12 protein-coding genes are annotated in these 16,994 nt (G+C 43.1%); 8 read left to right on the top strand and 4 right to left on the bottom strand.

The window, feature by feature from the left end:
- Positions 1 to 550 (top strand): calcium-binding protein (locus JGK11_RS28195; RefSeq protein WP_293204856.1); only part of this gene is annotated, 550 nt, incomplete at its 5' end.
- A gap of 234 nt (positions 551 to 784) precedes the next feature.
- On the opposite strand, the gene JGK11_RS28190 is transcribed toward JGK11_RS28195, so the two are convergent.
- Both JGK11_RS28190 and JGK11_RS28185 read right to left on the bottom strand, forming a co-directional pair.
- Positions 785 to 2,065, bottom strand: coding sequence for a recombinase family protein (locus JGK11_RS28190; protein ID WP_293204854.1), 1,281 nt, complete (start codon positions 2,063 to 2,065; stop codon positions 785 to 787).
- 3 nt (positions 2,066 to 2,068) lie between these two features.
- A complete protein-coding gene (locus tag JGK11_RS28185) occupies positions 2,069 to 2,428 on the bottom strand; it encodes a VOC family protein (RefSeq protein ID WP_293185933.1) in 360 nt (119 codons plus the stop codon).
- Positions 2,429 to 2,861: 433 nt separating this feature from the next.
- Here JGK11_RS28185 and JGK11_RS28180 point away from each other — a divergent pair, with 433 nt between their 5' ends.
- The 5 genes from JGK11_RS28180 (at position 2,862) to JGK11_RS28160 (ending at position 13,545) form a co-directional block, all read left to right on the top strand.
- The gene (locus tag JGK11_RS28180) at positions 2,862 to 4,949 is read left to right on the top strand and encodes a SpoIIE family protein phosphatase (RefSeq protein ID WP_293193470.1); all 2,088 of its coding nucleotides are present in this window, start codon (positions 2,862 to 2,864) and stop codon (positions 4,947 to 4,949) included.
- A 529-nt stretch (positions 4,950 to 5,478) separates the two neighbouring features.
- Positions 5,479 to 10,965 (top strand): AAA family ATPase, encoded by a 5,487-nt coding sequence (locus JGK11_RS28175; protein ID WP_293213763.1) that lies wholly within the window; start codon positions 5,479 to 5,481, stop codon positions 10,963 to 10,965.
- 156 nt (positions 10,966 to 11,121) lie between these two features.
- Entirely contained in the window at positions 11,122 to 12,357 is a 1,236-nt protein-coding gene (locus JGK11_RS28170; protein ID WP_293193468.1) for an adenylate/guanylate cyclase domain-containing protein, read from the top strand.
- Between the two features lie 55 nt (positions 12,358 to 12,412).
- Positions 12,413 to 13,000 carry a DUF6272 family protein gene (locus tag JGK11_RS28165; protein ID WP_293185927.1) on the top strand — a complete coding sequence of 196 codons (588 nt, stop codon included), beginning with the start codon at positions 12,413 to 12,415 and terminating at the stop codon, positions 12,998 to 13,000.
- A gap of 191 nt (positions 13,001 to 13,191) precedes the next feature.
- Positions 13,192 to 13,545 carry an STAS domain-containing protein gene (locus JGK11_RS28160; protein WP_293185925.1) on the top strand — a complete coding sequence of 118 codons (354 nt, stop codon included), beginning with the start codon at positions 13,192 to 13,194 and terminating at the stop codon, positions 13,543 to 13,545.
- 143 nt (positions 13,546 to 13,688) lie between these two features.
- Here JGK11_RS28160 and JGK11_RS28155 read toward each other — a convergent pair whose 3' ends face one another.
- Entirely contained in the window at positions 13,689 to 15,107 is a 1,419-nt protein-coding gene (locus JGK11_RS28155; protein ID WP_293185923.1) for an ATP-binding protein, read from the bottom strand.
- A 296-nt stretch (positions 15,108 to 15,403) separates the two neighbouring features.
- Positions 15,404 to 16,231 carry an alpha/beta hydrolase gene (locus tag JGK11_RS28150; RefSeq protein ID WP_293193466.1) on the bottom strand — a complete coding sequence of 276 codons (828 nt, stop codon included), beginning with the start codon at positions 16,229 to 16,231 and terminating at the stop codon, positions 15,404 to 15,406.
- On the opposite strand from JGK11_RS28150, the gene JGK11_RS28145 reads away from it, so the two are divergent.
- Together JGK11_RS28145 and JGK11_RS28140 are read left to right on the top strand one after the other, a co-directional pair.
- On the top strand, positions 16,230 to 16,370 hold the full coding sequence (locus tag JGK11_RS28145; RefSeq protein WP_293185919.1) for a hypothetical protein: 141 nt from the start codon (positions 16,230 to 16,232) through the stop codon (positions 16,368 to 16,370). The two genes, JGK11_RS28150 and JGK11_RS28145, sit on opposite strands and share 2 nt — an antisense overlap.
- 262 nt (positions 16,371 to 16,632) lie before the next feature.
- Complete coding sequence (locus tag JGK11_RS28140; protein WP_293155365.1) at positions 16,633 to 16,833, top strand: hypothetical protein; 201 nt, start codon at positions 16,633 to 16,635, stop codon at positions 16,831 to 16,833.
- Positions 16,834 to 16,994: the final 161 nt, after the last annotated feature.

The following is a 16,994-nucleotide window of genomic DNA, read 5'->3' as shown; positions in this document are numbered from 1 at the left end:
CGACAACCTGTTAGGCAACTTAGGAAATGACACAATTAATGCTGGCAACGGCAACGATCTTGTGTTTGGTAATGAAGGTACAGACTTGCTGTTTGGTGGGGCAGGAAATGACACGGTTTATGCCGGCAAAGAAAACGACAGTCTCGATGGCGGTATTGGCAACGACTTGCTGGTTGGTAACGATGAAAACGATCTTCTCTGCGGCGATACTGGTAACGATACGCTTTTCGGCGGTAAGGGTAACGATCTCCTCGCTGGCGGTGCTGGTTCCGATTTCCTTTCCGGGGATATAGGAGATGATACTTTGACTGGCGGTTCGGGAAATGATGTATTTCTACTAAATCAAAGTTTGGGTAGTGACATCATTACTGATTTCCGCAAGGGCGAGGATTTAATTGGGTTGGCTCCCGGTTTGAGTTTCAATCAACTCAGCATTACATCTAGCAACAATCAAGCCTTGATTAGCGTCACAGGTAGCAATCAGTTGTTAGCGAAGCTTAACGGTGTTGCTGCGAATGCTCTCACCGCTACCGATTTTATCACTCTGTAGTTACCTCTTTTGTGCAGCAGTGCGATCGACAGTTAAAACCCCTGACAGTTGACAGTTAATAGTCTAAGATATTGTAGGGTGCGTCAGCGATTAGCCTAATTTTTAGGTAGTCCGCCATCCGTGCCTGACGCACCCTACTACTACTTTATTCCTTCGATTGCCAGGACTAAAGTCCTCACTACAAACTCATTCTATCGACAATGATATGAATTGTTAATTGTCAATTTTTCAATATTAAAAAATAAAAATAATTTGCAGATCCACTTCTGAATTTTCCCGAATTATTTCAATGCGATCGATAAACTCTCGAAAATAAAACCTGCGTTCCGATTCCGACAAATCCAGCCAAAATTGGGGAAGAGAAACAGTTTGAGCAGTTTCTCGCAAATTTACGGGGGGCATTTTCGCTAATTTACTTTGCAGTTCTGCAACTTCTGTGCGGATTTTATACGATCGCAAATCTGCCGTTTCTGCGTCCAAAATGCCGCTTTCAATCAGGGCGGGAAGTTGTTCTATAATTTTTTGTTTAGATGCGATCGCCCCGGCAATTCCGGCTTTGATTCCTTGGATGTCCGGCATTTGCAACTGGGCGATCGCATCGGGCAAATCGCGACAAATCCCTGCTATGGTTAATTGCAACACTTCTTCGTAGGAAATGCCGCTGCATTTAGGCTGTTGGGAACAGTTAATCGGTCGCAAATAAAGGTATTCTTTGTCTTTGCGGTAGGCTGTGACTTTCGCAACTGTCATGGACGATTTGCACTCGGCGCAAATTGCTAAACCTGCGAGGGAACGCGGGGCGCTGGCGCTGCGGGGAGCAAGGCGACTGTTACGCCGCAGCAATCTGTCTACTTGGGCGGCTTCTTCTCTGGAAATAATCGGGACGTGGGTGTTAGAAATTACTTCACCGTTTTGATATTCTAAATCGCCTCGGTAGGCGGGATTTGTCAGCCAGCGGCGGCCTGTGCTGACGGAGATTTTTTTGTTGTATTTCTTTGCTAAATGGCGCACGGAACCGCGCAGGGAACCGTAGATGAGAAAGTGTTCAAAAAAGTCTTTGACGGCGGGGGAGGCGGTTTTGTCGATCGCATATTTGTCTTTGCCGCGCCGATAGCCGTAGGGGGCTTTTCCGGGTGGGGGAAGGGATTTGATGCGGTTGCGGGCGTGTCCTTTGCGAATGCTGCGGCTGTGTTGGCTGCGCTGGAGTTCGGCGAGGAGTTTGAGCAAATTAACTCTATTTTCTGTTTGTTTTTCGTCTGTGACAATTAGTTGGATGCCGAGGTTTTCTAGTTGTTCGAGGTGGGCGCACACTTGCTGTACTGTGTCGCCGAGTTCTTCAAAACGCTGAATTAGCAGGTATTTGACTGGTTCTGTTTGGCAGTCTTTTAGCAGTTGCTGGAGTTGCTGGCGCCCTCCTAAGTCTTGGTAGGTGCGATCGACCTCTTGGCCCCAAATTTCGGCTGCTGGTGCGGCTTCTAGCAGCGGTTCGGTGTAAGAGTAGGCGATGATTTTCATCTGTTACTCGCTGAGTTCAATGATATTCCCGTCTGGATCTTGGGTAAATAATGCCGATCGACCTGACGCGCTCATTTGTACGGGGCAATTGTGAGCGATTAATTGCTCTTTGGCTGCCTCTAAGTTAGCCACAGCAAACGCTAGATGTCGATTGCGCCCCAATTTCTCATGGTCTACGGCATCTGGTATAATTGTTGCCGCTAGAATTAGGTGTATCTGGAAGTTACCGATTTGATACCAGATTCCGGAAAATTTTAATTCGCGATCGATTTTTTGCAGTCCTAATACATTGCTGTAAAAGTGTTGGGATTTTTCGAGGTTGGAAACGAGCAGGGCGCTGTGGAGGGCTTGATTAATTTGCATTTTTGTTTGGTATTTATTTTTGTTTTTATTTTAACCGCTGATGAACGCTGATTTGTTGATGTTGGTAGAATTTTTGATAGGATAACATTATTAGTCCCCCTTAATACCGTCACAAAAATTCATAAACTGTAGCTAGAGCTTTTAAAACGTAATTCCGTCCGTTGAAGATACCTATCTATTGTAGCATTTCTATTGAGCTGAGGTACTCTCGGCAGTTAATTAACAATTCCTCAATTCCCCAATCTCAAAGCAAAAAATGGAAGGGTGCATCTCAATGCAAGCGAATATATCCGTAGGGGCGAAGCATGACCGCAGTCAATATGAGATTATAACTAATAATTTATATGCGGTCATACTTCGCCCTCTTCAAAAGTGAGATGCACCCTAAAATCTCAAATCTGAACCTGTACCTCATCTATCTGAGAAAAGCTATATGGCCTCCACCCTTTGGCAATTTCGCCTCCGCACCGCCCTCGTAGTTCCCTTTGTCCTGCAAATCGTTGCAGCAGTTGGCTTAGTCGGTTATCTTTCCTTCCGCAACGGACAACAAGCGGTAACGCATTTGGCTAACCAGTTAATGACTCAGGTGAGCGATCGCACTTATCGGCACTTAGATGACTATCTCTTAACTCCCCATCAAATTAATCAAATCAATATCGATGCGATCGAAACCAGATTGCTCGACATAAATAACTTAGATATTGCGGGACTTTATTTTTGGAAACAGGTGCAAGCATTCGATAATCTTGGCTTCATTTCCTATGGACTTTCAGATGGACGCTTCATTGGTGCTGGGCCAGTAAGACCGGGAGAAGGCATCAGCATTGCCGAAGTTTCAGCAAGGACAAACTGGAAAATTAACGCCCATTTAACCGACCGCCAGGGCAATCGAATTAAGGTAACACAGGTTGCTCCTTACGATACCGTGAAATTAGAATGGTACACTCAGGCAGCTCAAGCCGGGAAACCTATCTGGACTTCTGTTTATTCGCTAGATGAGCTTAACTTTATTGCTGTAGGGGCAATGCGTCCCATGTATGCCAAGGGCAAGCTAATCGGAGTGATCGGGGTCGATTTACAACTATCCAATATTACTACATTTCTGCACAACTTAAACTTTAGCAAATCCGGGCGAATTTTCATCATGGAACGAGACGGACAATTGATTGGAAATTCTGGCCCACAACCCTCTTTTATCAAGGTAAATAATCAAGTCAAACGCTTTAGCGCTCTCAACATCTCCGATCCTGCGATCCAAGCTGCTACTAAAGCGTTGCAAGAACGGTTCGGTAGCTTTAAAAATATTAAAAATAGCCAAAAAATTAATATTAAAATTAAAGGTGAAAATTACTTTGTCCTCGTTGCTCCGTGGAAAGACAAGTTTGGGTTGGACTGGCCGATCGTAACGGTGGTTCCAGAATCTGATTTCATGGATAAAATTAATGCCAATACCCGCACCACAATTCTATTGTGTGCGATCGCATTTACTGTGGCAACGGCAATTGGAATTTTCACAGCCCGCTGGATTGCTAGCCCCATTGAAGCCATCACCCAAGCTTCGGAAGACATGGCTAACGGCGCTCTCGACAGACAGGTAAAAACTAGCTCCCTCATGGAACTAAAAAAACTTGCCAACTCCTTTAACAGCATGGCAGGACAACTCAAAGAATCCTTTGAAACTCTAGAAGATAAAGTTACAGAACGCACCACTGAACTCGCCACAGCTAACGCCGAAATTGTGACGCTCAATCACCGACTAAAAGCCGAAAATATGCGGATGAGTGCCGAACTATACATCCTCAAACAAATGCAGCAGTTGATTTTGCCTAAACACCAAGAAATGGAGGCAATTGAAGACTTAGATATTGCCGGATTCATGGAACCAGCCGATGAAGTAGGTGGCGATTATTACGATATTCTCCAGACTGAAGGTGTGGTGACTATTGGCATCGGCGATGTCACCGGACATGGCTTAGAAAGCGGTATTTTGATGGTAATGACTCAAGCGGTTGTCCGCACTCTTCACGAAATGCCCGAATTAAATCCGGTGCGCTTTTTAGATATTCTTAATCGCACTATTTATCTAAATATTCAGCGCATGAATTCAGATAAGAATTTGACGCTTGCTATCCTCAATTATGCCAATGGCAAAATCTGCATCAGTGGCCAGCATGAGGAAACTATTGTCGTTAGAAAAAGCGGTCAAATCGAGCGGATAGATACAATGGATTTGGGATTCCCGATTGGTTTAGACGAAAACATTTCAGAGTTGATTGACCAGGTTGTAGTAGAGTTAGAACCGGGGGACGGGGTGGTGCTATATACCGATGGCATTCCCGAAGCCAGAAATATCAACAAAAAATTCTACGGAATTGAAAGACTCTGTGAAGTGGTTTCGATTAATTGGCATAAAAGCGCCGAACAAATTAAGCAATCAGCCATTGAAGATTTGCGGGGATTTATTGGAGAACAAAAGGTTTTTGATGACATTACCTTGGTGGTTCTTAAAAAAAAGGATTAAGTCCTGTCTATCCCATAGAGTGTTCTGGATACAATGTTGGTAATCTGAAAATGACACCAAATAGTCCCGATCGCCATTTATGTTTCATCGTTCAAGCCCAACATACTCGATCGCTATTATTGTACCCTTTCCGACAAAACAAATAGCGATGCACTAATAAATTTGTAGGGAATTCAACCAACAGGAAGCTGGATATCCCAGATGTGACTGGAACAGGCTCCCGCTTCCCGGAAGCAAGCGCTTCAAAGATTTTTAACAAAATTCATGAGACGTGCGATGGTTAGCGCTCGACATATCATTATTTTTTGTCAAATCTTCCCGAAATCTTGGGAGCAGTAGTAAACTAATAAATAATGAACACAAACAAGTTTGATAGTGCTTAAACATAACTTACGCGCAGGCAGCCAGAAACCGGGTTTTTTTACTACAATACAGAGGTTGTAGCCAGCGGATTAGGTAAAAAACCCGGTTATGAAGGTCGGAGTGCGTAAGTCCTCTTAAACCAAAAGCTGACTAGGATTTAGCAACTATGACCCCGATCTCAATTCCCGGCTACCGCATGAGCGAACAACTCTACTCCGGCACCCGAACCTTGGTTTATCGAGGTTTTTCGGAATCAGACAATCGACCAGTAGTCATCAAATTGCTCAAGTCTGAGTATCCGACTTTCACCGAACTGGTGCAGTTTCGCAATCAGTACACCATTGCCAAAAATATTGATAATTCCGGTATAGTCAAACATTTAAGTCTGGAAACATATCGTAACGGTTTTGCTTTAGTAATGGAGGACTTTGGCGGTATTTCTCTGGCTGAATACATCACCAACGATGCTTTTGGAGTCCAGGGTAAATTCACCAATCGCCTAGCCATCTTTTTGCAAATAGCCATTCAAATTTGCTCGACATTAGAAATAATATATCGCAGCGGCATTATTCACAAGGATATCAAACCACAGAATATTATAATCAACCCTACAACCAAAGAAATCAAACTTATAGATTTTAGCATCTCATCGTTTTTGCCTAAGGAAAATCAAGAAATCAAAAACCCCAATATCTTGGAAGGGACATTAGCTTATATGTCTCCCGAACAAACTGGCAGAATGAATCGTGGGATTGACTACCGCACCGATTTTTACTCGCTAGGAGTAACTTTTTATGAACTGTTGACAGGACAATTGCCATTCCAATCTAAGGAGCAGATTGAGTTGGTTCACTGTCACATTGCTCGCCATCCAATTCCCCCGATCGCCCTAAATCCTGCCATCCCCCAAGTATTGAATGACATCGTGCTAAAACTGATGGCTAAAACAGCGGAAGCACGCTATCAAACAGCTTTTGGTATCAAACACGATTTAGAAAAATGCTTAAAAGAATACTCAGATTGTGGCACTATTCAACTGTTTGAATTAGGCAGCAGAGACATTTCCGAATGCTTTGTGATTCCAGAAAAACTTTATGGCAGAGAAAGCGAAGTTTCGAGCCTATTAGCAGCCTTCGGGCGCGTTGCCTGTCTCCAGGAAAATCCCCCAGCATCCGATTTGGAGGTTTCCTCTTCTAACAGCCGAGAACCGCATAAAATCCCCCGTACAGCTACTACCGAAATCATGCTGGTAACGGGTTTTTCTGGGATTGGCAAAACCGCTGTGATTAACGAAGTTCACAAGCCCATAGTTCAGCAGCGGGGATACTTTATCAAAGGGAAATTTGACCAATTCAAGCGCGATATTCCCTTTTCGGCATGGGTACAAGCTCTGCAAAGTTTTATGCGGCAATTGCTGACAGAAAGTGCTGCTCGCGTTCAGCAGTGGCAAGCCCAAATTTTGTCAGCTTTAGGGGATAATGCTCAGGTAATTATTGATGTTATCCCAGAATTAGAACTGCTGATTGGCAAGCAACCTGTTGTACCGGAACTAGAACCAAATTCTGCACTAAATCGCTTCAATCTATTATTTCAAAAGTTCCTTCGTGTCTTTGCTACCAAAAATCACCCCTTAGTCATTTTCTTAGATGATTTGCAATGGGCAGATTCAGGATCTCTGAAATTAATGCAATTGTTGGTGGGCGAATCAGAAGGTCAACATTTGTTGCTAATTGGCGCCTATCGAGATAATGAAGTGTCCAAGGTTCATCCATTAATGCTGACTTTATCAGAGATTCGCAAGCTAGGTGGGGGTTCATCTTCTCTACAAAAACAGGGGAGCGCTCGCTCGGGCACTATAATTAATCAAATTACTCTCGCGCCACTTTCAATATTTGACTTGAATCGTCTGGTTGCTGATGCTTTAAGTTGTGCGATCGACAGAGCTCTTTCCTTGACAGAAATCATTTTCAAAAAAACTAATGGAAATCCTTTTTTTAGCAATCAATTCCTCAAGAAACTCCACGAAGATAAGTTAATCTATTTCGATTTTGCATCCCGATTGCCAGGGGGAGATAGGGGTGGTTGGCAGTGCGATCTTACTAAAATCAGAGAATTGGCAGTCAGCGATGATGTAGTCGAGTTTGTTGCGAATAACTTGCAGAAATTGCCGATCGCTACTCAAGATGTTTTAAAATTAGCTGCTTGTATTGGTAGCCAATTTGATTTAGAAACTTTAGCGCTAGTCTGCGAAAATTCTCAAATAGACACCGCAGCCTCCTTGTGGAAAGCATTGCAAGAAGGCTTAATTTTACCGCAAAGCGAAGTTTACAAATTTTTTGCAGACGATCGGGAGTCTGCACAATTGCCTGTTGCCGATCGTCAATTGCCAAGTTACAAATTTTTGCACGATCGCGTTCAACAAGCCGCCTATTCTTTGATTCCAGACGACGCAAAGCAGTCAACTCACCTGAAAATTGGCAGATTGCTGCTGCACAAGGGCGGGCACGCACCATCCACCGCCCCTACGGAAGAGCGGATATTTGATATTGTCAACCACTTGAACATGGGAGTGGACTTAATTTGCGATCGCACCGAAAGACATCAACTAGCTTCCTTGAATTTAATTGCTGGGCGCAAAGCTAAAAATTCCACAGCTTATGCTGCTGCTGTTGATTACTTAACTACCGGCAGAAATCTGCTACCAGATGATAGCTGGACGAATTTATACGACTTGACGCTCGATCTTTATGTAGAAGCGGTTGCAGCCGAATATTTGAATACCAATTTCGATTTATCGCACCAACTGGCCCAAATAGTTCTATCTCGATCGCACAATCTCCTCGATCAATTCCGAGTTTACGAAGCGCAAATTCAGTCTTATATTGCCCAAAATCAGATGAAATCGGCAGTGGATACTGGATTGCAAGTTCTGGGAATGCTGGGTGTTGCTTTGGAAACACAACTGCCGGCGGTGGTGCAGATACCCGCTTTAGCTAATCTGGCAGAAATCAACGATCGTTATAAAATTGCTGCTTTGAGGGTTTTATGTGCGATCGCATCTGCCGCTTATCTAGCTAGTCCAGAACTTTACCCAGCCGTTGTCTTTACAATGGCACATATTTGCAGCAAATACGGAAACTCTCCACCTGCTAGTTATGCCTATGCTTGTTGCAGCTTAATCTGTCAAACAATCGGAGACATTGAATTAGGCTATCAATACGGTCAACTATCTTTGCAAGTATTAGATAAATTTCCCTCCACAGAATTTGAATCTAAAGTTATAATGGTCTACAATGCTTGCGTGAGACATTGGAAAGAACCTAGTCGAGCGACAATACCGTCTTTGATGTCAGCAGTCCACAGCGGTTTAGAAAGCGGCGATATCGAGTATGCTTGCTATTCTGCTATGTATCTTTGCATCTACAGCTTCTTTAGCGGTGAAGATTTAACATCTGTAGATCTAAAATACGACCAATATCTTGAATTAATGCTCAATTCCAAGCAAGAATATCAGACTTATTATACCCAGATATGGCGACAGCTAACATTAAATTTACAAGGATTAGCTGAGGACAAATGTCGGTTAGTTGGCGATAGTTTTAATGAAGATGAACTGCTGCCTGTTTTGCTAGCAGCCAATAATGTTTCTTCCCTCTTTGGAGTTTATTTTGCTAAATTGGTTGTCAACTATTTGTTTGGCGATCGCGAAAGTGCCGTAGAAAATGCCCAGCTAGCAGAGCAATATGTCGTTGGTGTCGGTTCGCTGATGATGGTACCGCAGCACAACTTTTACCATTCCCTAGCCCTGCTGGCGCTGTATCCCGATGCTGAGCCGATCGCGCGATCGCAATATTTGACCCAAGTGAGAGCCAATCAGGAAAAAATGCAAACCTGGGCATTCCACGCACCGATGAATTACCAACACAAGTACGACTTAGTAGCAGCAGAAATAGCACGAATATTGGGAGACAGGCTCGAAGCCATCGATTTGTACGATCGCGCCATTGCTACCGCCAAACAAAACCAATACCTTCAAGAAGAAGCACTCTTCAGCGAACTTACAGCTAAATTCTACCTGGAATTAGGCAAAGATAAAATTGCCCGCGTCTATCTAACAGACGCTTACTACGCTTATGCTCGCTGGGGTTCCCAGGCAAAAGTCCATGATTTACAACAAAAATATTCCCAATTGCTCGGCCCCATTCTCCAACAAGACAACACTTTTTATACAGGAGAGACAATTGCTGAAACAATTGTGGCAGAGATTACTTCCAGCAGCCAAAATGTTTCCAATTTCCTCGACCTAGAAACAGTAATTAAAGCTTCTCAAGCCATATCGGGAGAAATCAATGTCGAGGAACTGCTATCAACCTTAATCCGAATACTGATCGAAAATGCAGGTGCATCCAAAGGCTCTCTGATCTTAGAAAGGGATAGTAAATTATTGATTGTTGCTAAATGTTTAGACAAACAGTCTTATTTGCCAAATATTCCAGTTTCTCAAAGCCAAGATCTTCCCATCACAGCCATTAACTACGTCTGGCGTACCAGAGAAACCTTGGTAATTAACGATATTGCTGTAGAAAATATCTTTGCAGCAGATCCCTACATTATTCAGCACCAACCCAAATCTGTATTGTGTACTCCCATTGTCAACAAAGGTCAAGCGATCGGCATTCTGTACTTAGAAAACAGTCTCGCCAGCGGTGCATTTACTGCTGATAGATTAGAAGTATTAAAAATCCTATCTTCCCAAGCTGCCATCTCCATTGAAAATGCTCTGCTCTATCAAACTCTAGAAGATAAAGTAGAAGAACGTACTGCCGAACTTGCTCAAGCTAATCAAGCAATTTCTGCCCTCAACCAGCGCCTCAAAAACGAAAATGTTCGGATGAGTGCAGAACTCGATATCATCAAACAAATGCAGCAGTTAATTCTACCAAAGCCAGCGGAATTAGCAGCAATTGCAGAGTTAGATATTGCAGGATTTATGGAAGCAGCCGATGAAGTTGGTGGCGATTACTACGACGTACTTTTTAATGATGGGGTGGTAACGCTCTGCATTGGTGATGTCACCGGACACGGACTAGAAAGTGGTATTTTGATGGTGATGACTCAAACGGCTGTTCGCACTCTCCAGGAAGTTAAAGAACTTGACCCTGTGCGCTTTTTAGATACCCTGAACCGCACTATTTATAAAAATATTCAGCGGATGAACTCGGACAAAAACCTGACGCTAGCTCTCCTCAATTACGCAGACAGCCAAATTAGTATTAGCGGTCAACATGAGGAAACTCTCGTAGTCCGAAAAGGCGGTAAGATTGAACGCATTGACATGATGGATTTAGGATTTCCCATAGGCTTAGATGAGGATATTTCAGATTGGATCGGTCATCTTTTAGTAGACTTAGAGCCGGGGGATGGTGTCGTGCTTTACACTGATGGCATCCCCGAAGCTAGAAATATCCACAAACAATTCTACGGCCTGGAAAGACTCTGTGCTGTGGTTTCTCAAAACTGGCATTTGAGCGCCGAACAAATCAAGCAATCTGCGATCGATGATTTGCGAAAATTCATTGGAGCGCAAAAGGTATTTGATGACATTACTTTGCTAGTATTGAAGCAACAGGGAAATCTTGTGCATAATTTATGATTGACGGTCATCAACCAGGTTTATAACATCGCTGTTTCATTGAGTGGCGAAGCATCGAAGCAGAAGCCGGATTTGCAGAGCCGCCCGTGTAAGTTATAGTAATGAACAGCGAGCGAGTGAAACAATTTTACGTTCCCAGATTCGGGAGTATAAATTATGAACCCCAAAATAAATTTAGCACAATCTACATCTACAGAATCACTCAATACCCAGCTACAGGATTTGATGCAAAAACTTGAGGAAGCCGAAGAGGAAAAAAATAGCTATGAAACTTTAGTAGACATTATCACGGAACACTCCACCGCTCTGGAAAAGCAGATCCGTCATAAAAATAGAGAAATGCAGACTTACATTCACCAGGTAAAAAAGGTGATAGATGCAGCTATTGCTGTGAAAAACAACAGCTTCGAGCCTCAGATATTGTCAGAGGTTGCAGCCCGCAGTGATGCACTCGGAGAACTGGCACAGGTGTTCTCGCATATGGTGCAAACGGTGAAAGCGCGGGAACAGGAATTAGAGAAACTTTTGCAAGCCTACGGACGTTTTGTCCCCGATGAATATCTCCAATTTCTTGGAAAGAAAAGCATTGTAGATTTCCAGCTTGGAGATCGCGTCAGCAAAGAAATGGCAATCATGTTTTCGGATTTGCGTTCGTTTACAACGATGGCGGAGCAAATGACTCCTCAAGAAAACTTCAATTTCATCAATACATACTTACAGCAAATTAGTCCCGAAATTCGCAAGCACAACGGTTTTATTGTCAAGTATATGGGAGATGGACTGATGGCAGTTTTTCCCGACGGCGTTGATGATGCTATTCAGGCGGGAATTATGAAGGTTGAACAGTTGCAAAAATTAAATCAAAGCCGTAAAATAAATGGGGAGATACCGCTGAATATTGGCATCGGTATCCATGTCGGTGATACGATGGTTGCAATTATTGGAGATGCCAATCGGATGCAAGCTGATGCGCTGTCCGATCATGTCAATCTCACGGCTCGTCTGGAAAGTTTAACTAAGTATTATGGCGTCTCTTTATTAATTTCAGGAGATGTGGTAAAACGTTTGAGTCAACCCGAAAAGTATCATATTCGATTTTTGGATCGGGCAATTGTCAAAGGTAGACAAGAAGCCATTACTGTTTGTGAGGTGTTAGATGTTGAAGTAGAACCTGTGCGATCGCTCAAAATTCAAACTTTGCCTATTTTTGACGAAGGTCTAGAACAATATTGTCAGGGAAATTTTGCTAATGCCCAAGATTGTTTTGAACATATAGTAGAGCTAAATCCTGCTGACAAACCCAGCCAAATTTACCTAAGACGCATCCAAGAATTGTTAGAAAAGAGTCTTCCCGCTAACTGGAATGGCGTCTGGAAATTTACCCAGAAGTGACATTGACACATTAACAGGAGGCAGAAAAATAATGACATCTGGAAGTTTACAAACTATGACACAAGTCTTTGGAGAATTCATCGACCAGTTTCCACCGGAACACGACTCCCTAGAACTTACATTTACGCCAAGTTCTCGCCCCATCAAGCAGCGCTGGCGCAACAATAGGGTATCGGCTCATTTTGTTGCCGATTATTTGTCCAGCTTTCTCCCGGTGGACGAGCAGGATGCTAGCAGCGAGAAACGGATTAAACAAAGTAAGGGAGCTGTGAGCTACATTGCTAATGAACTATTAGAAAATGCCATCAAGTTTACTGATGATAATTGCAATCATAAGGTAAGGTTTGGGATACACTTTATAGGAGAATCTGATGTGACTGCCGTAATTTTTGCCACTAACTATGTGCAGCAACCAGCGGCTAATAAATTGCAGGAATTCATTGCAGAACTGTTTAATTCCGACTCTGATGAACTATATTTACAGCAGCTTGAAAAGAATGCTGAATCTGAAAGTGAAACATCGGGACTGGGATTGCTGACGATGATTAATGACTATTCAGCTAAGATTGGTTGGAAATTTGAGAGGATCTCTGATGGTTCCAATATGCTAGCTATTACGACAATCGTTCAAATTAGCGTTTAATTTCAATTTTTTTAAGATTGACGAATTCACAAATGGATACAAGCCCCCCCCACACTTCTCAGTGGTTAACCCCAAATTTTAGACCGAAGTTGAACCTCCTAAATTGATCTGTGGAGTCAATCTCAAATCGAAAAATGGAAATCGACTGATTCTTTTGTCCCACAATAATTCACTCAGGAAACGACAAAACAATGGATATTCAGGAAATCAAAGGTCAAGACTACTGTATTCAATACGATCCAAAATCGGTGACAGTCTGTTTCCAAGGCGAACTCAGCTTAGATGGAGCGCCAGATTATAAGCCAATCGTCGATCTATTAGATGAGGTAGCTAATCCCGAACCGCCTACTATTACCTTGAACCTAACAAAATTGGATTTTGTTAATAGTTCTGGTATTAATATGCTGTCTAAGTTTGTGATTAGTGTACGGAAAAAGAAAACGATTCAACTTTTGGTAGTGGGTTCACAAGATGTTCCTTGGCAACAGAAATCTCTCAAGAATCTAGAAAAGCTATTGCCAACTTTGAAGTTACAATTGGAGTAGGTGATGTGTAATTTTTAAGCACAATTAATTATTTTCACGGGACGCCCGTGCCACACTTATTTTCACGGGACGCCCGTGCCACACTTATTTTCACGGGACGCCCGTGCCACAATTTATCATAAATTTGGATGCTTATCAACTGTTTAAGTTTGTTGTACTGGCAGTTCAATGATAAACTCGGTTCCCTTCCCCAATTCGGACTCGCACCTGAGCGTTCCTCGGTGATTTTCTACTAGGATTTTGTAGACAATAGATAATCCTAAACCAGTACCTTTACCGATCGCCTTGGTGGTAAAAAACTGCTCGAACATTCGTTTTTTTACCTCTGCTGTCATTCCCGATCCCGTGTCAGAAATCCTGACTCTGACGCAATCTAGCCCAGCGAGTTCTGTGCGTATCGAAATTCTTAGGGCTGGATCGGGCTGATTTTTTGCTGCCTCGTCCAAAGCATCGATCGCGTTACTAATTAGATTCATAAATACTTGATTTAGTTGTCCGGCATAACACTCTACACCAGGCAATTTTTCATAATTTTTAACTATTTGAATCTCGCGACGGTCTTTTTTAGCATTGAGACGGTTACGCAAAATTAGGATGGTGCTGTCAATACTGTCGTGCAAATCGCACAGGTTCATGTTAGTGTTATCTGTTCGCGAAAAGCTGCCCATGGATTTGACTATTTCGCGAATGCGATCGGAACCCATGTGCATGGAAGACATAACTTTAGGCAAGTCTTCAACTAGAAATTCGAGATCGATGTCTTGGATTTGATCTTTTATTTCGGAACAGGGGTTGGGATAGTGTTCTTGATATAGACGCAGCAGGTTCAGTAAATCTTGGGTATAAATTTCGGCATGGCTCAAGTTGCCGTAAATAAAACTAACTGGGTTATTAATTTCGTGGACGATACTTGCCATTAGGGCTCCCAGGGAAGACATTTTTTCGCTGTGGAGGAGTTGAGCTTGAGTTTGCTTGAGTTCGCGAAGTGCGCGATCGATTTGGGCTGCTTGAGCTTCGGCTTTGGAGGTGGCTGCACAGCTTTCTTGATAAAGTTCAACCTGTTTGAGGTCGATTTCAAATTGTTCGATTTCGCTTTCTTGCTGGTACTGACTCACGACGGCATCGAAAGCTGTTAACAATTCGCCACCGGCAGCTTCGATAATGTACTGTAGATGGGGATTCTCCTGCCTGAGTTCGGTGTCTGGAACTTGCACTAATGCTTTTATGCGATCGATATATTCGCGCAGTTGCTTGTCTAGATACAGCGGCGCCTCAAAATACATCGCTTTGACGGTGGGTGAAGGGGGACTCGCCAAGTTGATGCTGCTGTCAGTATGAATTAAATCGTGGTGAGATTTTTCCATAAGCTCGATCGCCTCTAACAAATTTCCGCGCAGTTTGGCTCTTTCTGGCGCATTCCCAGAGCCAACTAACCTCATGCAAAAAAATGCCGATCGCTGGGAAAGCATTCGCTGGCGGCCGCTGATGTTAATTACCGCTGCACTAACTTTTCTGGCTGTCGTAATTTCTTCCAGATTAAAGTAGTTTCTCAGTGCCGCCATTCGTAATACTCCAGAATCAACTAAATGTTTGTAGCTCGTGCTGATACAAGATTGTATAACCATAAAAAAAATTGTACAATACAGCAAGTAATATATGCTGTCTTTACTATTAAAGTAGTATACTTTAATACAATTATTTTTTATTGCTTGCTTGTAGCAGAAGAAAGAAGGAAAAAGAAGGAAAAAGAACAAGAATAAGCAATCAACTGCATGGGGAAAAGGCTATTCAGAGTGTTCTAACCGTCGAACGTGCCATATCATAATTTTCTAGAATTTCGCTTGTTGCAAAGGTTTTCTTAATTATCCAAAAATTTACTAATCAATTTTGCGATAATTTGAGCTTGAGTTTGCGGCAACCCGTGAGTGGCGTTGGGAATAATTGCTAACTCAGCTCCCGGTATCTCATTGGCGTAGGTTTGACAGTGCCATAGAGGAATTGTTTCGTCGCTATCTGCTGCAATGACTAAGGTAGGAATTTGCAATTTGTGAATTTCTTTTTCTACTGTGTCAACGGCGTCTTCTGGTCGCATCCGGCTCATTAAAAATGACCTTGCTACTGGTTGATACATTAGCTCCCTGCGCCACCCGGAAATTTCTTGCAATTTCTCACTTTTCCCCGCTAATCTAGCAAAAGGTTTTGCTAGCTGCAAGGCCCAATCAACGGCGGGTGTTTCCCACAGCAATGGTCGCAAAGCATCGTACTGACCGCAAAAACTGTCGTCCCGGATTCCCGCAGGTGCTGCTAACACTAAACTGCTGACAGATTTGGGATATTTTAGGGCGTATGCAGATGCTACCCAACCGCCAAAAGAATGTCCGATGATGCCGCATGGTTCGATGTTTAGTTGTTGTACAACTTGCCGCACAAAAGCAACTTCTACAGCTACGTCGTATTGGATTTGTGGTTTGCTGGATTCTCCAAAACCTAACATATCTAAACTGATGCACCGAAATTGAGATTGCAATAATTCAATTAAGGGTAGCCAGCAAGTCTTTTCTCCGAAAAAACCGTGAAGCAGCAATAAGGTTGGGCCGCTCCCGATGTCGAGGTAGGTGGCTGTTTGGCTGTGGCTATTGACAAATGTACTTAATATGTGCTTGTGTGCTACTGCTTGAGACTGCATGGGCGATCGACTCCTGATCAGAAGGAAGAAGGAAGAAGGAAGAGGGAAGAAGGAAGAGGGAAGAGGGAAGAGGGAAGAGGGAAGAGGGAAGAAGGAAGAAGGAAGAGGGAACAGTGCCCTTCGGCTTCGCTCTAGGTAAAAAGAGGGAAGAGGGAAGAAGGAAGAGGGCTTTTTTTATTGTCGTGAGAGAAGGAAGAAGATATACACGGCAGGCTTGAGCGCGATCGGCATTTTACTTTTAATGAGGTGGATTTACTTAATTTAAGCAATACTTGTAAATAATTGTAACAAAAGAGCAGTCCAAAGGTTAAACTTCATTACAGAGTACAGAATTAGAAATAGAGCGTGATAGTCTCTATTATTATTTCAAAAATACTGCAAACTCAAAGCAGGAGAACACTTTGAACTCTACTTTAAAACGTTACCCGGCTTGCTCCCTGCGCGAAGATGTCAGTGAGTACGTAGCACACCTACAGCTTCACATGACTTTACAAGCTCGAAATTTGCTCCCTACGATTACTACTGCTAAGGACAGCCGCGAACAACTGTTGCAGCAGACTCAGGCTCATTTTGAGAAGCGTGTTTCTCGCCAATCTCTTTAAAGAATTTTTCGGTTTCCCAATTGTTACGATCGCCCGCTATCCACCAATCACCGGACATAACTGGACAACCAGTACCTAAAGGTGAAGAGATAGCCAGCCTCAGTTACAACTACGTTTTGAGGGTGATGACACCTACAGGTACTTTCCAGCTTGCAGCTCTG

This window comes from Microcoleus sp. PH2017_34_RAT_O_A (genome assembly GCF_020737885.1).
Lineage (GTDB): Bacteria > Cyanobacteriota > Cyanobacteriia > Cyanobacteriales > Microcoleaceae > Microcoleus.
Note: the sequence above shows the minus strand (reverse complement) of the source record. Positions and strands in the feature narration are given on the sequence as shown.

Bases quoted from the DNA above. Each gene is read 5' to 3' on its own strand.
- JGK11_RS28190 (WP_293204854.1), bottom strand. From the start codon at position 2,065: ATGAAAATCATCGCCTACTCTTACACCGAACCGCTGCTAGAAGCCGCA.
- JGK11_RS28185 (WP_293185933.1), bottom strand. From the start codon at position 2,428: ATGCAAATTAATCAAGCCCTCCACAGCGCCCTGCTCGTTTCCAACCTC.
- JGK11_RS28180 (WP_293193470.1), top strand. From the start codon at position 2,862: ATGGCCTCCACCCTTTGGCAATTTCGCCTCCGCACCGCCCTCGTAGTT.
- JGK11_RS28175 (WP_293213763.1), top strand. From the start codon at position 5,479: ATGACCCCGATCTCAATTCCCGGCTACCGCATGAGCGAACAACTCTAC.
- JGK11_RS28170 (WP_293193468.1), top strand. From the start codon at position 11,122: ATGAACCCCAAAATAAATTTAGCACAATCTACATCTACAGAATCACTC.
- JGK11_RS28165 (WP_293185927.1), top strand. From the start codon at position 12,413: ATGACACAAGTCTTTGGAGAATTCATCGACCAGTTTCCACCGGAACAC.
- JGK11_RS28160 (WP_293185925.1), top strand. From the start codon at position 13,192: ATGGATATTCAGGAAATCAAAGGTCAAGACTACTGTATTCAATACGAT.
- JGK11_RS28155 (WP_293185923.1), bottom strand. From the start codon at position 15,107: ATGGCGGCACTGAGAAACTACTTTAATCTGGAAGAAATTACGACAGCC.
- JGK11_RS28145 (WP_293185919.1), top strand. From the start codon at position 16,230: ATGGGCGATCGACTCCTGATCAGAAGGAAGAAGGAAGAAGGAAGAGGG.
- JGK11_RS28150 (WP_293193466.1), bottom strand. From the start codon at position 16,231: ATGCAGTCTCAAGCAGTAGCACACAAGCACATATTAAGTACATTTGTC.